This is a genomic window from Cetobacterium sp. ZOR0034 (genome assembly GCF_000799075.1).
Lineage (GTDB): Bacteria > Fusobacteriota > Fusobacteriia > Fusobacteriales > Fusobacteriaceae > Cetobacterium_A.
Genome location: NZ_JTLI01000072.1, coordinates 1 through 19,837 on the forward strand (window position 1 = coordinate 1; position 19,837 = coordinate 19,837).

Annotated in this window: 19 protein-coding genes and 2 riboswitches; of the genes, 12 read left to right on the plus strand and 7 right to left on the minus strand. The window is 30.4% G+C overall.

The window, feature by feature from the left end; translation table 11 throughout:
* Positions 1-138: 138 nt before the first annotated feature.
* On the minus strand, positions 139-660 hold the full coding sequence (locus L992_RS11555; RefSeq protein WP_052191752.1) for a hypothetical protein: 522 nt from the start codon (positions 658-660) through the stop codon (positions 139-141).
* A gap of 137 nt (positions 661-797) precedes the next feature.
* Between L992_RS11555 and L992_RS11560 the strand changes: the two genes are divergently transcribed.
* Both L992_RS11560 and L992_RS11565 read left to right on the plus strand, forming a co-directional pair.
* On the plus strand, positions 798-1,307 hold the full coding sequence (locus L992_RS11560) for a flavodoxin domain-containing protein (protein WP_047396394.1): 510 nt from the start codon (positions 798-800) through the stop codon (positions 1,305-1,307).
* On the plus strand, positions 1,297-1,656 hold the full coding sequence (locus L992_RS11565) for a DUF309 domain-containing protein (RefSeq protein ID WP_047396395.1): 360 nt from the start codon (positions 1,297-1,299) through the stop codon (positions 1,654-1,656). Before L992_RS11560 ends, L992_RS11565 begins: the two co-directional genes overlap by 11 nt.
* A gap of 38 nt (positions 1,657-1,694) precedes the next feature.
* Here L992_RS11565 and L992_RS11570 read toward each other — a convergent pair whose 3' ends face one another.
* Together L992_RS11570 and L992_RS11575 are read right to left on the minus strand one after the other, a co-directional pair.
* A complete protein-coding gene (locus L992_RS11570) occupies positions 1,695-2,213 on the minus strand; it encodes a nitroreductase family protein (protein WP_047383187.1) in 519 nt (172 codons plus the stop codon).
* Positions 2,214-2,228: 15 nt separating this feature from the next.
* Complete coding sequence (locus L992_RS11575; RefSeq protein WP_047383185.1) at positions 2,229-3,338, minus strand: NADH:flavin oxidoreductase; 1,110 nt, start codon at positions 3,336-3,338, stop codon at positions 2,229-2,231.
* Between the two features lie 226 nt (positions 3,339-3,564).
* Here L992_RS11575 and L992_RS11580 point away from each other — a divergent pair, with 226 nt between their 5' ends.
* Complete coding sequence (locus tag L992_RS11580) at positions 3,565-3,903, plus strand: helix-turn-helix domain-containing protein (RefSeq protein ID WP_047383184.1); 339 nt, start codon at positions 3,565-3,567, stop codon at positions 3,901-3,903.
* A gap of 53 nt (positions 3,904-3,956) precedes the next feature.
* Here the strand turns inward: L992_RS11580 and L992_RS11585 are convergent, their stop codons facing one another.
* Positions 3,957-4,907: a hypothetical protein gene (locus L992_RS11585; RefSeq protein WP_156111942.1), complete on the minus strand. Its 951-nt coding sequence runs from the start codon at positions 4,905-4,907 to the stop codon at positions 3,957-3,959.
* Between the two features lie 188 nt (positions 4,908-5,095).
* Positions 5,096-5,196: riboswitch (purine riboswitch) on the plus strand.
* Positions 5,197-5,291: 95 nt separating this feature from the next.
* Here L992_RS11585 and L992_RS11595 point away from each other — a divergent pair.
* The 4 genes from L992_RS11595 (at position 5,292) to L992_RS11610 (ending at position 9,649) form a co-directional block, all read left to right on the plus strand.
* Positions 5,292-6,662: an amidohydrolase gene (locus tag L992_RS11595; protein ID WP_047396398.1), complete on the plus strand. Its 1,371-nt coding sequence runs from the start codon at positions 5,292-5,294 to the stop codon at positions 6,660-6,662.
* Positions 6,663-6,673: 11 nt separating this feature from the next.
* Complete coding sequence (locus L992_RS11600) at positions 6,674-7,981, plus strand: NCS2 family permease (RefSeq protein ID WP_047383176.1); 1,308 nt, start codon at positions 6,674-6,676, stop codon at positions 7,979-7,981.
* A 122-nt stretch (positions 7,982-8,103) separates the two neighbouring features.
* Positions 8,104-8,664: a manganese efflux pump MntP family protein gene (locus L992_RS11605; protein ID WP_047383174.1), complete on the plus strand. Its 561-nt coding sequence runs from the start codon at positions 8,104-8,106 to the stop codon at positions 8,662-8,664.
* 13 nt (positions 8,665-8,677) lie between these two features.
* Complete coding sequence (locus L992_RS11610) at positions 8,678-9,649, plus strand: metallophosphoesterase (RefSeq protein WP_047383172.1); 972 nt, start codon at positions 8,678-8,680, stop codon at positions 9,647-9,649.
* Positions 9,650-9,690: 41 nt separating this feature from the next.
* On the opposite strand, the gene L992_RS11615 is transcribed toward L992_RS11610, so the two are convergent.
* Genes L992_RS11615 through L992_RS11625 form a run of 3 tightly spaced genes read right to left on the minus strand, consistent with a single transcriptional unit; the run spans position 9,691 to position 13,784 of the window.
* A complete protein-coding gene (locus L992_RS11615; RefSeq protein WP_197053430.1) occupies positions 9,691-10,788 on the minus strand; it encodes an SLC13 family permease in 1,098 nt (365 codons plus the stop codon).
* 20 nt (positions 10,789-10,808) lie between these two features.
* Positions 10,809-11,753 (minus strand): formimidoylglutamase, encoded by a 945-nt coding sequence (gene hutG / locus L992_RS11620; protein ID WP_047383170.1) that lies wholly within the window; start codon positions 11,751-11,753, stop codon positions 10,809-10,811.
* 12 nt (positions 11,754-11,765) lie between these two features.
* Positions 11,766-13,784 (minus strand): urocanate hydratase, encoded by a 2,019-nt coding sequence (locus L992_RS11625; RefSeq protein ID WP_047396403.1) that lies wholly within the window; start codon positions 13,782-13,784, stop codon positions 11,766-11,768.
* Between the two features lie 441 nt (positions 13,785-14,225).
* On the opposite strand from L992_RS11625, the gene L992_RS11630 reads away from it, so the two are divergent.
* From L992_RS11630 to L992_RS11650, 5 genes are all read left to right on the plus strand, one after another.
* The gene (locus L992_RS11630) at positions 14,226-14,939 is read left to right on the plus strand and encodes a basic amino acid ABC transporter substrate-binding protein (RefSeq protein ID WP_047383167.1); all 714 of its coding nucleotides are present in this window, start codon (positions 14,226-14,228) and stop codon (positions 14,937-14,939) included.
* 11 nt (positions 14,940-14,950) lie between these two features.
* The gene (locus L992_RS11635; protein WP_047396406.1) at positions 14,951-16,153 is read left to right on the plus strand and encodes an argininosuccinate synthase; all 1,203 of its coding nucleotides are present in this window, start codon (positions 14,951-14,953) and stop codon (positions 16,151-16,153) included.
* A gap of 37 nt (positions 16,154-16,190) precedes the next feature.
* Positions 16,191-16,365: riboswitch (Lysine riboswitch) on the plus strand.
* Positions 16,366-16,464: 99 nt separating this feature from the next.
* Entirely contained in the window at positions 16,465-17,667 is a 1,203-nt protein-coding gene (locus L992_RS11640; protein WP_047396408.1) for an aspartate kinase, read from the plus strand.
* A 15-nt stretch (positions 17,668-17,682) separates the two neighbouring features.
* Positions 17,683-18,666 (plus strand): aspartate-semialdehyde dehydrogenase, encoded by a 984-nt coding sequence (locus L992_RS11645; protein WP_047396411.1) that lies wholly within the window; start codon positions 17,683-17,685, stop codon positions 18,664-18,666.
* Positions 18,667-18,680: 14 nt separating this feature from the next.
* The gene (locus L992_RS11650; RefSeq protein ID WP_047396413.1) at positions 18,681-19,832 is read left to right on the plus strand and encodes a pyridoxal phosphate-dependent aminotransferase; all 1,152 of its coding nucleotides are present in this window, start codon (positions 18,681-18,683) and stop codon (positions 19,830-19,832) included.
* Positions 19,833-19,837: the final 5 nt, after the last annotated feature.

The following is a 19,837-nucleotide window of genomic DNA, read 5'->3' on the forward strand; positions in this document are numbered from 1 at the left end:
ATTTTTTTAAAAAATTCTAAAAAATATTTTAGAAAAAACAAAATTATATACTTGACTTCATATAGTTAGTCTCATAAAAATAGTCGTATACTTCATAAGTCAATACTGTCAAAAAAGAAAAATCCTTTTATAAAAATATTATTTTTTTTGTTGATAAGTTTCAAAGAATTCATGATTAGCAATTCTATAGATTTCAGAGTAATCTAAGGGTGAAACTAAGAAATCATTCTCTTTTACTATCATTTTTTCTCCCCACGGTGCAATAATGAAAAATTCCTCTTTATTTTTAACTTTTATAGCTTTTATCTCTCCGATTGGTTTGAAAACATTCCAAGTAGAGTTTTCTTTTTTTAAGAACACATATCTTTTATCAAATTTATCTTTTGGAACAATGTACTCCTCTTTAGCTTCCGTTGTATTTTTAACTATGTAGCTTGGAACAGTAACGGTATTAGTTGTTTCTAATCCATCTTTAGTAAAGGTTTGAATAGTTTCACCTAATACAGCTTCTCTAGCTAAAATTGGTTTGAATTTTTCAAAAACAACACTTGTCTCTAAATTCGGTAGAAGTTGATCTTTTAATTGAGATTGATTGATAACTCTAGTATTTGCATAAAGCAATGAACTAAATAGTAATCCTGTAAATATAAATTTTTTCATTTTTCCTCCAAAAAGTGATATTCATAAAAATAGTTATTGATAGCTTAACATATTTTTTTCTAAAAAACATTAGAAAGATTGAAAAAGAAAATTAAAAATAGTATACTTAAGTTGTATAAATGGAGGTGCATTAATTTATGATTGGAGTATTTTATAGTAGTCAAAGAGGAAAAAGTGAGTTTGTTACAACTTTAATTAAGGATAGATTAAAAGAAAAGTGTGGTGTATATAAAGTTTCGGATGAAGATTTAGTTGAGAAAGTAAATGGATACAACAAGTTAATTTTTATAATTCCAACATATGGTTTTGGAGTTCCTCACCAAGACTGGATAAATGTAATTGAAAAATTAAGAGGGATAGATTTTAGTGGAAAAGATGTGGGATTAATAGGAAGAGGAAATCAGGGTTTTTATGCAGTTACTTTTGTTAATGGAATGAAACCTATTTATGATGTATTATTAGAAAAAAGTGCTAATATAGTTGGAGAAACTTCAATAGAGGGATATGATTTTGTGAAGAGTACAGCTGTAGTGAATGGCAAATTTATAGGATTAGTTTTAGATGAGATGTTTATGTTAAATGAGATAAAAGATAGAGTGAATAGTTGGTTGATAGAAAATTTTGAAGAGGGTTTAAATGAAGAATAAAAAGAGATATTTAAAGTTTATAGAAGTTTTCCAAAATGAGAGAGATTTCTTTGAGTGTCATGAGATTTTAGAAGATGTTTGGGTAGAGGAAACAAAGTGTGAAACAAGAAAACACGTAGCGATAAATTTGCTGCTAATTTCGGTTGGATTGCTTCATTGGAGAAATAAAAACTTTAAGGGCGCAGTTCAAGTTTTAGAAAATTCACTTAATAACTATGAAGAGGTTTCATTTTTGATAGAAGAACTAGGGATAGATTCAAAAGAGTTAAAAGATATGATTCAAGATACAATATCAAAAATTAAAAAGCAAAGAACTTACGAAGAGATTTATCTTCCTTTGTATAAATAATAAACTACCCTGCTATAAATAGCAGGGTAGTTTTTAAATTATTCTTCTATAGAACAATATTTTTCACAATGAACTTTAGACTCATCATATCTATCTATAAATTTATTTTCCTCTTCTGAATATCCAAATGACACAACACCAAATGGGATTATATGTTCTGGTAGATTAAAATATTTTTTTATTTTTTGAACTCTTTCAACTTCAGGATAGAATCCAAGCCAAACACCACCTAATCCTTCTTCAACAATCTGAAGTAGCATATTTTGAATAGCTGCTCCTAAATCTTGCTGTAGCCACATATCATCTTTTTCTATTAATTTTGAATTTCCTAAAACAACAATAGAAATTTTTGATTTTCCAGCTGGCGTTGCATGAGGGCTCATTAAAGAGATTTCTTTTTTCTTTTCATCACTTTCAACAATTATAAATTCCCACGGCTTAAAATTATGAGCTGATGGTGCTTGCATAGCAGCTCTTAAAATACGCTCTATTTTTTCACACTCGACATCTTTATCAGTAAAATTTCTAATACTTCTTCTATAAAAAATTGAATTCATTTTAAACTCCTTCATTTATTTTTTTAAGTTAAAAATACATCTTTTTCCTGGTGTAAAGTAGCATTTATTACACGATACACATTTAGGTCTTTTTAAATCTCCAGACATCCAGATATTAACTAAATCAGGTTCGCAAGTAAGTGGTCTAGATAAAGAGAAATACTGCACTTTAGAAGAATTTAAAATATCTTCCATAACATCCACATGTCTATTTCCACCGATTAAAATAATAGGAGTTTCTATCTCTTCTGCTAATTTTTTAGCATAGTTTTTAAAGTATGATTCATTTTCTTTTGAAACAATAACCTTTGTTCTTGCAGCACCCAAATTATTTTCTCCAACCTCTTTTATCGACTCATTTCCACCAGTAACCTCTATTGCATCGATTCCAAGTTCAGACAACTTTTTAGCTACAAACATACTATCTTCTTCTGTAAGACCTCCATCTTTAATGAAGTCAGCAGAATTTAATTTTATCCAAATAGGAAACTCTTTTCCTACAGCCTCTCTCATTGCTGTAAAAATTTCAAAAATGATTCTTCCTCTATTTTCGATACTACCACCATACTCATCTTCTCTTTTGTTGTAGTACGGAGATAAAAATTGACTTAATAAATATCCATGTCCTCCATGTATTTCAACACCATCAAATCCAGATTTTTTAACTCTTAATGCAGCATCAGCAAATGCTTTAACTAAGTATTTAATCTCCTCTTTAGAGATCTCTTTAGCCCAAGTTCCTGTATTTTCATTTTGCATAGTTGATGGGCCCCAAATAACTCTATCTCCAACTTTATAGTTTGTCATAAATCCACCATAAACTATTTGCATGATAATATTAGCTCCATATTTGTGGATTTTATCAGTAAATATTTTGTATTCATCTATAAAACTATCATTATATATTCCCATCATTCCAGGGTTAGGTTGTTCATCTTCAGTAACAAAAGCATATCCAGTTATAAGAGTTCCTGCTCCACCTGCTGCTAGCTCTTCATATATAGCTGAAAGCTCAGGAGTCATATGACCTTTTTCATCTGCTAAATCTTCCCAAAGTGCTCCTCTTATTATTCTGTTTTTCATTTCTAAATTACCTAATTTTGTTTTATCAAAAATACTTTTCATGGTTTCTCCTTCTAACTATTTATAAATTTATATTATATGTGGATTATAATTTATTTTTTTATTTCAAACAAGTAGGCACATTTTTGTAAGGTTAGTTACAAAAAAGTAAGAATTGTGTAAAGTAAGCTATAATAGAACGAAAAATATTTTGAAATTATTTTATAATTTGACATTATTGATTGAAATGTTAAAATGAAAAAAGAATTATAAACTGAAAGGAGATGAAATGTTAAATTATAAAGATAAAAACTATTTTTGCCAATTAGATTTAGGATTGGAGTTTATTCGTGGAAAATGGAAAGGCCTTATTATTTGTCATTTAAAAAATGAACCTGTAAGATTTTTGGAGCTTCAAAGAAGAACGAAGGGTATTACTCAAAAAATATTAAATGAACAATTGAAAGCACTAGAAGAAGAAGGAATTGTTGAAAGAATTGTTTATCCAGAAGTTCCACCAAGAGTTGAATATAAGCTTACACAAAAAGGATTGGCTCTTTTACCAGCTTTAGAAATGATTGAAAAATGGGCTGAAAACTATTTAGATTCTTGTGACATTGGAGATTAAATAAAAAAGTGGAGTTATAAAGATAACTCCACTTAAAAGTTTATGAGTATTTTTTAGGGAGTAATTAAGTTATTTAAATCATAACGAATAATATTTGAGAACTTATCTTCTAAAATATCTTTAATTATATCTCTTTCGTCATCATAAAAAGTTGAATGGTCATAACTTCTTACTCTAATAGTATAATTTTCACTGAAGTCAAAATATTTTGTAAATGTTTTTCTATTCGGTGAATAAATTTTGTAAAATCCACTTATTGTAACTCTTTTATTAGCAATAAATATTTTATTTTTATCTTTTATCTCTTCTCTTGTTTCAAGTGTTCTAATATATACATTTGAGAAATTAAAATCAATAAAATAATTTTTAGATGTAGGTGTTATTGAACTTGAAAAACCTTTAAAGATGGTATAATTTCCAAGATTTCTATTAATATTCATATCAGAGGCATGAATTAATGCGTTTGTAACTAAGTAGTCTAATTTAGAAAATCCTCTGAAAGATGAAGAGATATATAGGTTGATAGTAACATCTCTTTCAAGACTCTGAATAGCACTATTTATTATATAACTATTTATATATTTATTTAAAGTTTTATAATAGTTAATATTTTGTATTTTTTGATTTCTTTGAATGTAGATTTTCTCATCTTTTAAAACAAAATCTTCAAATATCTTAGTAATTTTTAACTTTGAAGAGTTAAAATCATTGTAATCAATTTTAACTGTAGGAAATTTAGAATGTATTTTTCTAAACTCTTCAACAGTGAGTAGATATAGATTTAATGAGTTCAGATTTTGTTTTGAAAAATATTTGTTTTGAAGCAATTTATTTTTTATGGATGTAATTTCAGAGTATTGTTTTTGATATTGAGCTATACCAACACCTGAATCAGGTGAATAGTTCAACCCAGATATTAAATCAAGGGTTCCTTCAGAGGTCAATCCTCTCGAATAGTAGATCTTAATGGAATTATCAATCTTACTGTTTCCAATAGAGGTCATAATAGCACTACAACTGGTTAAAAATAATATCGAAAAAAATATTAGAGCGATTTTAAAAAAAGAATATTTTTTCATAATTGAGGATCCTTTCATTATTAATATAATAGCTAATTATAACATAGATTTCAAAAAAATAATAAGTATATATTTTTCACAAGGTTATTGAACTTTACATACAAATATGGTATTATAATCAATAAAAGTTTACTCGTATATTTTGGAAATAAGGTCCAAAAGTTTCTACGTCCTAACCACAAATATGGATGCTATGGGTAGAGATTATACTAAAAATCTCTTAAAAATCTATTTTAAGTGGTAATTGAGTGTAAATTCTATCCTAGATTAGAGTTTACACTTTTTTTATTATTTAATCGGAGGTTTTTTGTGAAACAAATTTTAATAAAGAATGCATATATAGTTTCTATGAATGCAAAAAGAGAAATTTTTAACAACGGTTCTATCTTAATCGAAAATGATAGAATAAAAGAGATTGGAAAAATAGATGAGAAAAAGTTATTAGCAGATGTAGAAGTTTTAGATGCAAAGGGGAAAATTGTATTACCAGGATTTGTAAATACTCATGTTCATTTATCTCAGCAACTAGGAAGAGGGATTGCAGATGATGTGGATCTTTTAACTTGGTTAAGAGAGAGAGTTTGGCCATATGAAAGTAGTTTTGATTATGAAAGTTCTTTAATATCATCAACAGCTTGTTGTGTTGAGATGATAAAATCTGGAGTTACAACATTTTTAGAATCTGGTGGACAATATGTGGATGCTATGGTTGAAGCGGTAAAAACTACAGGAATTAGAGCAGCACTTTCAAAATCAGTTATGGATGAGGGCGTTGGACTTCCAGAAAACTGGATAAAAACAGCGGATGAAGAGATTGCAACTCAAAAAGATTTATATGATAGATTTAATAATACCGCAGATGGAAGAGTAAAAATATGGTTTGCATTGAGAACTATATTTAATAATTCGGATGAGTTAATATTAAAAACAAAAAAGATTGCAGACGAGTTAAATACAGGAATTCATATGCATATAGCAGAGATAGCAGCAGAGAATGATTATGTAAAAGCGAATAGAGGAGATTCAACAGTAGAGCATCTACATAAATTAGGTGCTTTAGGACCAAATTTATTAGCGGTTCATACAGTTTGGCTAACTGATAGAGAGATAGATCTGTTTAGACTATATGATGTAAAAGTATCACATAATCCAGCAGCAGCAATGAAAGTTGTTTTAGGATTTGCAAGAATTCCAGAGATGTTAGAAAAAGGATTGAATGTTTCTATAGGAACAGATGGAGCACCTTCTAATAATAGAATGGATATGATGAGGGAGATGTATTTAACATCACTTATTCATAAAGGAAGAACTTTAAATCCAAAAGCTGTTCCAGCAGAGCAAGTATTAGAGATGGCAACAGTTCACGGAGCTAAATGTGCACTATTAGATAAAGAGATAGGAAGTTTAGAGGTTGGAAAAAAAGCTGACTTAATAGTTTTAAATCCAAATACACTTCACTCATTACCACTTCATGACCCTATAGCTAATATAGTTTATACAATGTCGAGTGAAAATGTTGAATCGACGATGTGTAATGGTCAGTGGTTAATGAAAAATAGAGAGATTTTAGTTTTAGATGAAGCTGATTTAATTGAAAAATTAAAAATCAAGGCAGAAGAGATAAAAAAGAAAGCAAAGATTGAGTTACCAAATAGATTTCCAGTAGTGGACATAATATAGTGGAGGATAAAGTGAGCACATTAACAGATAAATTAAATAGATTTTTTAAGATAGAGGAGAGAGGAAGTTCTGTTAGAACAGAGGTTTTAGGCGGACTTACAACGTTTTTAACAATGGCATATATAGTATTCGTTAATCCAGCAATACTATCAGCTACTGGAATGGATAAAGGAGCACTAATAACAGTTACATGTTTAGCGACAGCGATTGGTACTGGAATAGCTGCACTGTGGGCAAATGCACCATTTGCTTTAGCACCAGGAATGGGATTGAATGCATTCTTTACTTATACACTAGTTTTAGGGCAAGGAGTTTCTTGGGAGGATGCATTAGGTGTTGTATTTATATCAGGACTATTCTTCTTGCTTATGACACTAGGTGGAATAAGAGAAAAGATAGCAAATGCTATTCCATCAGTTGTTTCAACAGCGGCGACATCAGGAATTGGATTATTTATAGCATTCATAGGACTTAAAAATATGGAGGTAATTGTAGCCAATCCAGCAACTTTTGTAGGATTAGGAAAGTTCTCTTTACCAACTGTTTTAGGAATTTTAGGATTGGCTATAATGGCTGTTTGTGAGATAAAAAGAGTTAGAGGTGGAATTTTAATAAGTATAGCAATAACAACTATAATTGGTATGTTTTTAGGAATAGTAGATGCACCAACAGCAATAGTTTCAATGCCACCGGCAATAACACCGATCTTTATGAAGGTTAATATTTTAGGAGCTTTAAAAATATCATTAATAGGATCGATTTTCTCGTTTATGTTTATAGATTTATTTGATTCTTTAGGATTTATGATGGCTTGTTATAAAAATATGGGACTAGTTCAAGGGGATGAAGGAGCAAAAGGTTTAAAAAGAATGCTTCAAGTAGATGTATCTTCAACTTTAATCGGAGCTGTTTTAGGAACGAGTACAGTAACATCGTTTGCTGAATCAGCAGCTGGAATAGCAGCTGGAGCTAGAACAGGATTAGCTTCATTAGTTACAAGTGGACTATTTTTATTAGCGTTACTTTTCACTCCTTTAGTAGGAGTAGTTCCAGGGTACGCATCAGCACCAGCATTAGTACTAGTTGGAGTATTTATGTTTAAATCTATAGGAAATATAGATTTTACAGATATGAAGTTAGCTGTTCCAGCATTTATAACTATAGTTATGATGCCGTTAACTTACAGTATTAGTATTGGATTAAGCTTTGGATTTGTTGCTTATATAATAACTCACGTAGCTGCGGGAGAGATAAAGAAAATAAATTTAACACTTTGGGTAATCGGTGCATTATCAGTTTTAAATTTGGTTGTATCTTAATCAATAACTTTGAAAGAGAGAATTTATTTCTCTCTTTTTTTTTAAGAAATTTTTCAAAGGAATTGAGAAAATTCCGAGGAAAATGTATAATGTAAATTGACAAAACTAATTTGGAGGAAGATATGGACACGTTATCACTAGTATTAATATCTATAGGATTGGCTATGGACGCATTTGCAGTTTCATTGACAGAGGGATTGGCAATGAAGAGATTAAAAAAAAGGAACATATTTAGAATTGCACTTGTTTTTGGAGGATTTCAGGCTTTGATGCCGTATATTGGATGGAGAATAGGTGGAGTTTTTGCAGAAAAAATATCGCAGTATGATTATATTGTAACAACAATACTATTATTATTTGTTGGTGGGAAAATGATTTATGATGGATGGCAGGAGCAAGAGTGCGAAGAGAAAGGTAAATGCGATATGGTGTCGAATTTACTTTTATTAGGGTTTGCTACAAGTATTGATGCTTTGGCTATTGGATTTTCATTCTCATTGGTTCCAAATTTAGATATATATTATTCGATAGAAATAATTGGAATAATAACTTTCTTTATAGCTTCAATTGGAGTTTTCTTAGGACATAAGATGGGGCATCTAATAAGTTATAAAACAGAATATCTAGGTGGAGGAATTTTAGTTTTAATGGGGTTGAAAGCTTTCGTAAGTCACTTTATCTAAAGAGGAGAGATCTATGGAACGATTGTTTTTAGTAAATTTTATGTTTTTATTAGCAATTTTACCAATTATATATTTAAGACGTAGTTATTTTAGAAGAAATATTTTTTTAGGAAGATTTTTGGGTAACTATATTTTTATAACTCACTATATATTTTTTCTATTGATTATACTAGGAGTTGTAAATCATTTTTACAACTTAACTAAATTTGATATGTTAACTGTAGCTTTTATAGTTTTACCGATATTTTTTGTTTTTTCTTATTACAACTTTTCAGTTGCTAGAGTAATAAAAATGGAGATTCATTTAAAAAATCATAATATAGGTAAAAAGTTGAGAATAGCTTTTATATCTGATGTTCATCTATCTGCATTAACTAATAAAAAAAATATAGAGCGTTCGTTAGAGCGAATGTTTGAAGAGGAACCAGATATTCTTTTGATAGGTGGAGATTTAATAGATTATAGTTGTAGAGATATAAAATCGAATTTTTCAAATAGTTTTAGAAGGGTAACGCCTAAATATGGTATTTATGCTATTGTTGGAAATCATGAATATCAAGGCGGAGTTGAATCTAATATAAAATATATTGAAAACTTGGGGATAAAAATTTTAAGAGATGAAGTTTTAACAGTTGATGGAGTAAATATAATTGGAAGAGATGATGTTACAAATAAAAGAAGAAAAAAAATTGCGTATTTAACAAAAAAAATAAATACTGATTTACCAACAATCCTTCTAGATCACAATCCGAATTCAATAGAGGAAGCAATTTTAAATAAAATTGATTTAGAGCTTTGTGGACACACACATAGAGGACAGTTTTTTCCATATAATTTAATTGTAAAAAAAATGTATAAGAATTATCATGGATATAAAAAATTTGAGGAAACTCATACACTTGTGAGTGCTGGATTTAGCTCATGGCTTATACCGTATAGAGTTAACAGTACGAGTGAGATAAATATTATAGATTTATATTATTAAATTAAAAGCCTAGCAAAAATACTTTTTGCTAGGCTTTTGTTTTAGATGAAAAATATAAATAGACTTCCTAAAAGAATTAGAATTGCAAAATTTAAAATTGAAAAAATCTTAAAATATTCTTTTTTATCTTCAGGATATTCATCAAGATATAGTTTATACGATATTAAACTAGCTAACGATGCGATTAAAGTTCCAAGACCACCAATATTAACTCCTATAAGAAGAGGTTTCCATTCTGCTGTGAAACCAGAAATAAGAATTGCAGCAGGAACATTACTGATAATTTGACTCATAAAGATTCCAGTTAAATATATTCCTAAATCAGTTGCCAGTAAATTTGTCATTATCTCTTTTATAAAAGTTATATTAGAAAGATTACCAACAAATATAAAGAAGCTGACAAAAGTAGCCAAAAGAATCCAATCTAATTCTTTTAAAATATTTTCTTTTCTTAAAATAAGATAAGTTAGATTTAAAAGAGTTATATAGGTTATTGGAAATTTAAAAAATATATTCATCAAAACTAAAATAAAAATAGTTGATGAAAATAAAACATTTAAATTTTTATTCAAAATAGGTATGTCTAACTCAAAATATAGCTGATCCTTTGGTGTAAAAAAATTAATAACTAAAAGAATAATTAAACCTAAAGATGATATTCCAATTGTAATTTTAAAAAACTCTATAGCTGAAGGTGCAAATTTAGAAAATATAAAAATATTTTGAGGGCTTCCCATAGGGGTTAAAGCACTTCCTAAATTAGCAGCAATAGTTTCTAAAATAACAATTTTTAAAGTTGAAAAATTTGATTTTTTTCCAATTATTATAGTTAGAGGTACAAAAGTTATAAGTGCCACATCATTAGTTAAAAACATACTAAAGAAAAAAACTAAAAATATTAGAGCAGCACATATAACTCTTTGATTATTATACTTTTTTAAAAAACTGATAGCTATAAAATCCAAAATACTCTCTTTTTTGTAGAGTTCAACAACAACCATCAGATTAAAAAGTATCATCAATACATGAGTATCAATATATGAAAATTTTGGTAATGAAATAAAACTGCTCAAGGCAGCAAAAAGGGTCGCTATAAGAAATAGCGACTCAGATTTTAATCTATTAAATAACTCTTTCAAAATTTATCCTCTCCAGTATACTATTCAAAATGACAGAGAATAAGTTCATATATTATGTTTGCCATCAATCGAGATGTTCTATCATCATAGTCGAATGTAGGATTGATTTCAGCAACATCAATTGTTAAATTTTTAGAATATCTAGCAATTGTTTTAAGTAGTGGTAAGGCATTTCTAGGATTTACACCAAAAGTTTGAGGTGCACTAACTCCTGGTGCAGATGTAATATGAAATACATCAGTACATAAAGTTAGATGAATATAGTCATTCCTATTTAAAATAGAGTAAAGTTCATCGTTAGGAATTGTTCTTATCTCTTCTGCAAAATAGTATTTTACACCAAGATGATCAGCTCTATCAAAAAGCCTTTTTGTGTTAGAGAATTTTTGAATTCCAAAAACATTGTAATCAAAATTAAGGTTCTTTTCTTTACATATATCAGCTATTTGTAAAAACATAGTTCCTGAATTTCTTCCGTTAGAGTACTCTCTCATATCAAAGTGGGCATCAAAGTTTATGATTCCAATTTTAGGGGTTGTATTTTTTTCTAAAGCGTATTGTAAAATACCACTATAGTTAGCAAAGGCTATATCATGTCCACCGCCTAAAAGAACAACTAAGAAATTTCTCTTCTTAAGTTCTGCAACAATATTAGCTAATTCAGTATGTGCAGATTCAAGATCATGCCCAACAACTTCAATTGGAAACTTTAAATCATAAAATTTTAGATTCTCTTTAAATATAGGAAAGCCTGACAAAGCTTTTTTAACTTGAATCCATCCATCTTTAGCTCCCAATCTTCCAGAGTTTCTTCTCACACCTTCATCCGAGTTAAAACTAACAAAACATACTTTTTTTTCATCGAAGTCCACATTAACTAACTCTTCAAGAGTCATAATTTTAACAACTTGATGAATTCTAAGAACATCTAACTCTTCACCGTCTACTCTTCCATTCCAGTACATAACTCACTCCTGTTATTTATCTAATAGTTTATTAATTAAGTCTTCACTAGCAATATATGGTAGTGTGATGTGATCAGTTCCAAGATTATTGTTATTAAACTCGATAACTGTTTCAATAGAGTGTGGGTTTCTTGCCCAAGCTCTTCTTGCAACCCCTCCCATAACATCCCAAGGCATAGCTGTAGATAAGATCTCATCTACTCTCTTGCTTCCATCTAGGACCATTCCAAATCCACCATTGATAGATTTCCCTATCCCTACTCCTCCACCATTGTGAAGAGCAATCATAGTCATTCCTCTAGCTGCATTTCCGGCAAAACATTGAGTTGCCATATCAGCCATGATATTACTTCCATCTTTAATGTTTGAAGTTTCTCTGAATGGAGAATCAGTTCCAGATACATCATGATGATCACGTCCTAACATAACAGGACCAATCTCTCCTTTTCTAACCATGTCATTGAATTTTAAAGCTATAGCAGTTCTACTCATAGCATCTTGATAGAATATTCTAGCTTGAGTTCCAACAACAAGGCCATTTTCGTCGGCATCTTTAATCCAAACATAGTTATCTCTGTCTTGGTATCTTCTATTTGGATCAACTAACTCTAGAGCGGCAGCATCAGTTTTAAGTAAATCCTCTTTTTTTCCAGATAAACAAACCCATCTAAAAGGACCATATCCATAATCGAATAATTCAGGACCTAAAATATCTTCAACGTATGATGGGAATATAAATCCACCTTTATCGTCTCTTCCATTTTTTGAAATCTCTTTAATTCCTATATCATATATAGATTTTAGGAAGCTATTACCATAATCAAAGAAATACACACCTTTACTAGTTAAACTTTTAATAACATTATAGTGTCTTTCTAAAGTTTCATCAACTAATTTTCTAAATGTTTTTCTGTCTTCAGCTAGAAGTCTAGTTCTCTCTTCAAATGTTATTCCAACAGGACAATATCCTCCATCGTAAACAGCATGACAAGAAGTTTGATCAGATAGAAGATCTATATGAATGTTGTTTTTGTCAGCGTATTCTAATAAATCTACAATATTACCCTGATAAGCTATGGCATATGGAGTTTTAGAATTCATTTTCTCTTTTGCTAAAGTGAAAACTTCAGCTGGAGTAGAAAGGAATTTGTTTATCCATCCTTGTTCTAATCTAGTTTGAATTCTAGATAGATCTACTTCTGCAATAATAGAAACCCCTTTAGCAATTACAGTAGCTTTTCCTTGAGCTCCACTCATTCCACCAAGACCTGACGTAACAAAAAGTTTTCCTCTTAAGTCACCATCAGCAGGAACTCCACAGAAAAGTCTACCAGCGTTTAAGATTGTTGAATAAGTTCCATGAACAATTCCTTGTGGACCGATATACATCCATCCACCTGCTGTCATCTGTCCATAATTAGCAACTCCAAGGGCAGCTCCTCTAGCCCAGTTATCATAGTCATCAAAAGCTCCAATCATAAGACCATTAGTTATTATAACTCTAGGAGATGAAGGATGAGATTTAAAAAGTCCAGTCGGGTGACCTGAAGCTACAACAAGAGTTTGATCCATTGTTATATTTTCAAGATACTTTTTAATTAATCTATATTGCATCCAGTTTTGACAAACTTGTCCTGTTTCACCATAAGTAACAAGTTCATAAGGATAAAGAGCGATGTCAAAATCAAGGTTATTATCAATCATAACTTGGATAGCTTTAGCATCGGTACAGTTTCCTTTGTATTCAAATATAGGTTTACCATAGATATTTCCAGTTGGTCTAAATCTATACCCATATATTCTCCCATAAGTCTTAAGTTCATCTAAAAACTCAGGAGCAAGCATTTCATGAAACTCCTCAGGAATATATCTAAGAGCATTTTTAAGAGCAAGTGCAATTTCATCTTTTTCTAAGTGAACAACTCTTTTAGGAGCTCTTCTTATTTTAGGATCAAATTTTTGAATCTCTAAAGGAATATCAGCAGCAGTTAATTTAATAGTCATCGCATTGAAAATTTCTTGATTTAACATAATCTCCTCCAGTAAATAAAATATATTTAAGAACAGTAATTTATTACCTCATAAAGTCATAAAAATAAAATATATTCTATATAGAATTAGAATTAAAAAAATATACTGTATAAATAAAAATAAAAATAAAAAAAGTGAAAAAATTTTTTCAAAAAAAGATTGACATTTTCACATCAAATCTGATATTATCATTTCAAATAAAAAATTAAAGGAGGAAAGCAGATGACTATGAGAAGGATTTTAAGGACACAAACTAGAATTAACAAAAAGAATATATTTTTGTGTGCCCTAAAAAACAATCTCATTAATGTTGTTATGCTATAGATTTTTTATTATTCTATAAAGTTACAATTGTATTTTGAGTCAGTGTTTTGATAGCACTGACTTTTTTTATACTCAAAAATAAAATATATAAAAAATAAAAATTAGGAGGTAAGTATTATGAAAAAGATGTTATCAGTAGTTTTATTTTGTATTATGGGAGTTTTAGGTTTTGGAAATGATGTTTTATATGTGGGAACAAATGCGGAGTTTGCACCATTTGAATATATGGAAAATGGTGAGATAGTTGGATTTGATATTGATTTAATAAATAAGGTCGGAGAAAAAATAGGAAAGGAGATAAAAATAAAAAACATAACATTTGATGGACTGCTTCCAGCACTTCAGACAAATAAATTGGATTTAGTCATTGCTGGAATGACTATGACAGCTGAAAGAGAAAAGTTTGTAGATTTTTCAGATGATTATTTTGTAGCTAATCAAGTGATAATAGTACCTGAAAAGGATTCAACTATTGCAAATCTAGATGCATTAAAAGGGAAAAAAGTGGGAGTAGTATTAGGATATACGGGAGATTTGATGGTTTCAAAAATTGAGGGTATAGATAAAATCCAATACAATTCAGCACCGGGTGCAATCATGGCTTTAAGTTCTGGAAAGATAGACGCTATGATTCTTGATTCAGCACCAGCAGGAAGCTATATATCACAAAATAAAGGGTTGAAAGTTGTAAAAATTGATGCAGAAGAGGAGAAGTATGCTATAGCTGTTGCTAAAGGGAAAAAAGAGCTTGTAGAATCGATAAATAAAGCTTTAAAAGAGATAAAAGAAGAGGGAACTTACGACAAACTTATTATAAAATATTTTAACTAGGGAGGATATTAATGAAAGAAAAGGTTATTTTAGCGTACTCTGGGGGATTAGACACATCGGTTATAGTACCTTGGTTAAAGGAAAATTATGATTACGAGGTTATAGCTGTTGCTGTGGATGTTGGACAAAAAGAGGATTTTAAAGCCATTGAAGAGAAAGCTTATGTGACAGGAGCATCAAAATTTTATTTGGTGGATAAAGTAGAGGAGTTTGTAAATGATTATATATTTCCAACTCTGAAAGCTGGTGCAATATATGAAAATAAATACCTATTAGGAACCTCTATGGCAAGACCAGTAATAGGAAAAGCCTTAGTAGAGATAGCACACAAAGAAGGAGCGAAATATATTTCGCACGGGGCAACAGGAAAAGGAAATGATCAGGTTAGATTTGAATTAGCTATAAAGGCTCTTGATCCATCTTTAAAGGTAATAGCACCGTGGCGTATTTGGGATATAAAATCTAGAGAGGAGGAGATAGAATATTTAGAGAAAAAAGGGATAACTCTTCCATTTCATAAAAAATCTCCATACAGTAGAGATGAGAATCTTTTTCATGTGAGTCACGAAGGGTTTGATTTGGAATATCCATCAAAAGAGCCAAATTTTGAAAATGTTTTACAGTGGGTAAAAACTTTAGAAGCTGCAAACGAGAAGAGTGAATATATAACTTTAGAGTTTATTAAAGGAGTTCCAGTAGCTTTAAATGGAGAGAAGTTATCAGGTGTTGAAATCATAAAAAAACTTAATAAAATAGGATCAGAGCATGGAATTGGTGTTTTAGATATGGTTGAAAATAGACTGGTTGGAATGAAATCTAGAGGAGTCTATGAAACGCCAGGAGGAACAATTTTATACTTTGCACATGAAGAGTTAGAAAGATTGTGTTTAGATAAAGATACCTACCAAGAGAAAGTAAAACTTTCTCACGATTTTTCAAAATTAGTTTATAATGGACAGTGGTTTACAACTTTAAGAGCAGCTATTTCAGCTTTTGTAGATGTTACACAGGAGTTTGTGACAGGTGAAGTGAAATTAAAATTGTATAAAGGAAATATAATTTTAGCAGGAACAACATCACCATTTTCATTGTACTCAGAGGAGTATTCAACGTTTGAAAAAGATAGTGTTTACAACCAACAAGATGCAGAAGGATTTATAAATCTATTTGGTCTACCAATTAAGATTGAAGCCTTACTAAGAAAAAAGTTTTGACATTCTAAAAAAAAAATGATATTCTACCTTAAATTAATATTTTGATAGAGGTTGCGAAATTCAAAAGTAAACAAACTAAGATTTAGTAGGTCAGAGAGGTTTGTTGAAAGGGAAGTTCGCCGAAGTTCAACTTTTTCTACTAGAAAGATGAGCTGGGTGTATAAAGAAGATTTATACAACTGTCACCGAAATGGTGTTGTGCTATCGTAGATTATTATTTTAAGCTAACATAGTTGAAATGAGTTTTTCAGGCGATAGTTATTTTTTTGACTATCGTTTTTTTTATTATAATGTCATCGGAGGAGGAACTAATGAGAGTAGTAAAAAAATTTGGTGGAAGTTCAGTTGCAACAACAGAAAAAATAAAAAATATAGCTATGGATATAGCTAAAAATTATAAAGAGGGTGATGAAGTTGTAATTGTAGTTTCAGCAATGGGTAAGACAACGGATGCACTTATAAAGTTAGCTAAGGAGATATCGGATACCCCTGATGTAAGAGAACTAGATTCTCTTTTATCCACAGGAGAGCAGCAAACAACATCTCTTTTGAGTATGGCTTTAAAAGAGCAGGGGTGTAAGGCAATATCTTTAACAGGAGCTCAAGCAGGAATTAGAACTGGTGGAGTTCATACAAAAAATAAGATAGAGAGCATAAAGATAGATAGAATAGAAAAACATCTAAAAGATGGAAAAGTAGTTATAGTTGCGGGGTTTCAAGGTATAAATGATAATGGTGATGTAACAACTCTTGGAAGAGGAGGATCAGATACGAGTGCTGTAGCTTTGGCAGCAGCTTTAAAATGTGATTGTGAGATTTATACAGATGTTACCGGAATATTTGGAGTAGATCCTAGAGTTTATAAAAATGCAAAAAAACTAGAAAAAATTTCATACGAGGAGATGATGGAGATGGCAAATTTAGGAGCTGGTGTAATGGAGACAAGAGCGGTTGAGATAGGAAAAAAGTATGGAGTTAGAATATATGTTGGGCAAACTTTAGGGGTTGAAACAGGTACATATATTTGTGATAGCAATGAGATAATAGAGAAAAAAGCTGTGACTGGAATATCTATAAATAAAAATGTTATAATGGTAAATCTAGAGAATTTTTCAGGAGTACCTAAAAATGTAGCTACTGTTTTTAATAATCTAGCAAAGCATAGTGTAAATGTAGATATGATATCACAAAATGAGGTTCAGAATATAAAAGGAAGTATAGGATTCACTTGTCCTTTAACAGATGATCACTTTCTAAATAACTCATTAGAGGATATTAGAAAAGAGATTCCTGCAATAGAAGTTACAAAAAGAACGGGAGTTGTAAAAATATCTTTAGTAGGAATAGGAATGATAAGCAACTTTGGAGTAGCAGCAAAAGTATTTGAAGTTTTAGCAGATATAGATGCAGCGTTTTATCAGTGTACAACATCAGAGATTTCAATATCGTTAATCATAAAAGAGGATGAAGCGGTAAAAGTAGTAGAAAGACTAGCAGAAGTATTTTCAATATAATAGGAGGATAAAGCAATGTATAATATAGCGATAGTTGGAGCGAGTGGATTAGTTGGAGGAACATTTTTAAAAGTTTTAGAGGAGAGGGATTTACCGATAGATAATTTATATCTATTTGCATCAGCTCGTTCAGCAGGAAAAGAGGTTATTTTTAAAGGAAAAACTTTAGTTATAGAGGAGCTAACTGAAAATAGTTTCGATAGGGATATAGATATAGCACTATTTTCAGCAGGAGGAGATATTAGTAAAAAATTTGCGCCTATTGCGAGTGAAAAAGGTGTAGTTGTGGTTGATAATAGTAGTGCTTGGAGAATGGATAAGGATGTTCCTTTAGTTGTACCAGAAGTAAATCCTGAGGATATATTTAAAAATAAAGGTATAATAGCTAATCCAAATTGTTCAACGATTCAATCGGTTGTTCCTTTAAAAGTGATTAATGATCTTTATGGAATAAAAAGAGTTGTTTATTCAACTTATCAAGCTGTATCTGGAAGTGGAATAAAAGGCATAGAGGATTTAGAGAGAGGACTTAAAGGAGAGGCACCAAAAACTTATCCTCATCCAATAGTGAATAACTGTTTGCCACAGATAGATTCTTTCCTAGAAAATGGGTACACAAAAGAAGAGGAGAAAATGATAAACGAAACTCGTAAAATTTTAGGTAATTGGGAGCTTCCTGTGACGGCAACTTGTGTTAGAGTTCCAGTTATGAATGGGCATTCTGTATCTATAAATGTTGAGTTGGAAAGAGAACCTAATATAGAGGAGTTAAAAGCTAAATTTAGAGAGTTTGATGGAATAATTTTAGAGGATGATGTACAAAATAGTATTTATCCTTTAGCTGCGTCAGCAACAGGAAAAGATGATGTTTTTGTTGGACGTATCAGAAAAGATTTTAGTATCCAAAATGGATTAAATCTTTGGGTTGTAGCTGATAACATAAGAAAAGGAGCAGCAACGAATGCAATTCAGATTGCAGAGGTTTTAATGAAAAAGTAGTTCGAGGAGAAAATATGTTAAAAGTAAATCCAAATTTAGATAAAATAGAGATATCTGTTATTAGAAAAATAGCAGAAGCGTGTAGAGAGTATGAAGGTGGAGAGAAAGAGCTTATCAATTTAACAATTGGTGAGCCGGATTTGCCTCAGCCAAAAGAGGTTATAGATGGAACTATAGAGTATATGCAAGAGGGGAAGTTAGGTTATCCGCAACTTGGTGGGATGATAGAGCTAAGAGAAGAGATTGCAAAATTTTATAGAGAGAAGTATAAAGTTGATGTAAAATCAGATGAGATAATCATAACAGTTGGAAGTACAGAGGGATTATCAACGGCAATTAGAACTGTTATTTTACCAGGTGATGAGGTTATTGCACCTCTACCAGTATACCCAGGGTATGAACCTCTGATAAATTTAGCAGGAGCTAATTTAGTAAAAGTAGATACTTCGAAAGACAACTTTGAATTGACAGTGGAAACTTTAAAAAAATATGTCACTTCAAAAACAAAAGCCATAATTTTAAACTATCCATCAAATCCTTCAGGAGTTGTTATATCAAAAGAAAATAGAGATGAAATTTTAGAGTTTGTAAAAGAAAATCATATCTACATAATAAGTGATGAGGTTTATAGTGAGCTTGTTTTTGATGTAAATCACAATACGTTTTTAGATGATAGATACAGAGAGAATGTAATTTTAGTAAATGGATTCTCAAAGTCTCATTCATTGACAGGATGGAGAGTTGGTTATATTATAGCTCATAAAAAATTGAGAGATTATCTTGTTAAAGTTCATCAATATGCGGTGACATCACCAAGCATTATATCTCAAAGAGGAGCTCTTATTGCTGCTAGAAAATGTCAGGATATATCGGAACAGGTAGGAATTTATAAACAGCGTGCTCAGTTAGTATATAGAAAATTGAAAGAAGCAAATATATCTGCAATAGAACCGAAAGGAGCTATATATATATTTATTTCATTGGATGGAATAACTGAGTTAGGTTCTTTAGAGTTTGCTCAAAAACTTTTAGAAGAAGAGAGGGTTGCTGTTGTTCCTGGAGTTGCGTTTGGAATGGATAACTATATCAGAATATCTTTGGTTAAGGATAAAGAGATTTTAAATGAGGCTATTGATAGGTTTATAGATTTCATCAGTAAAAATTAATAATC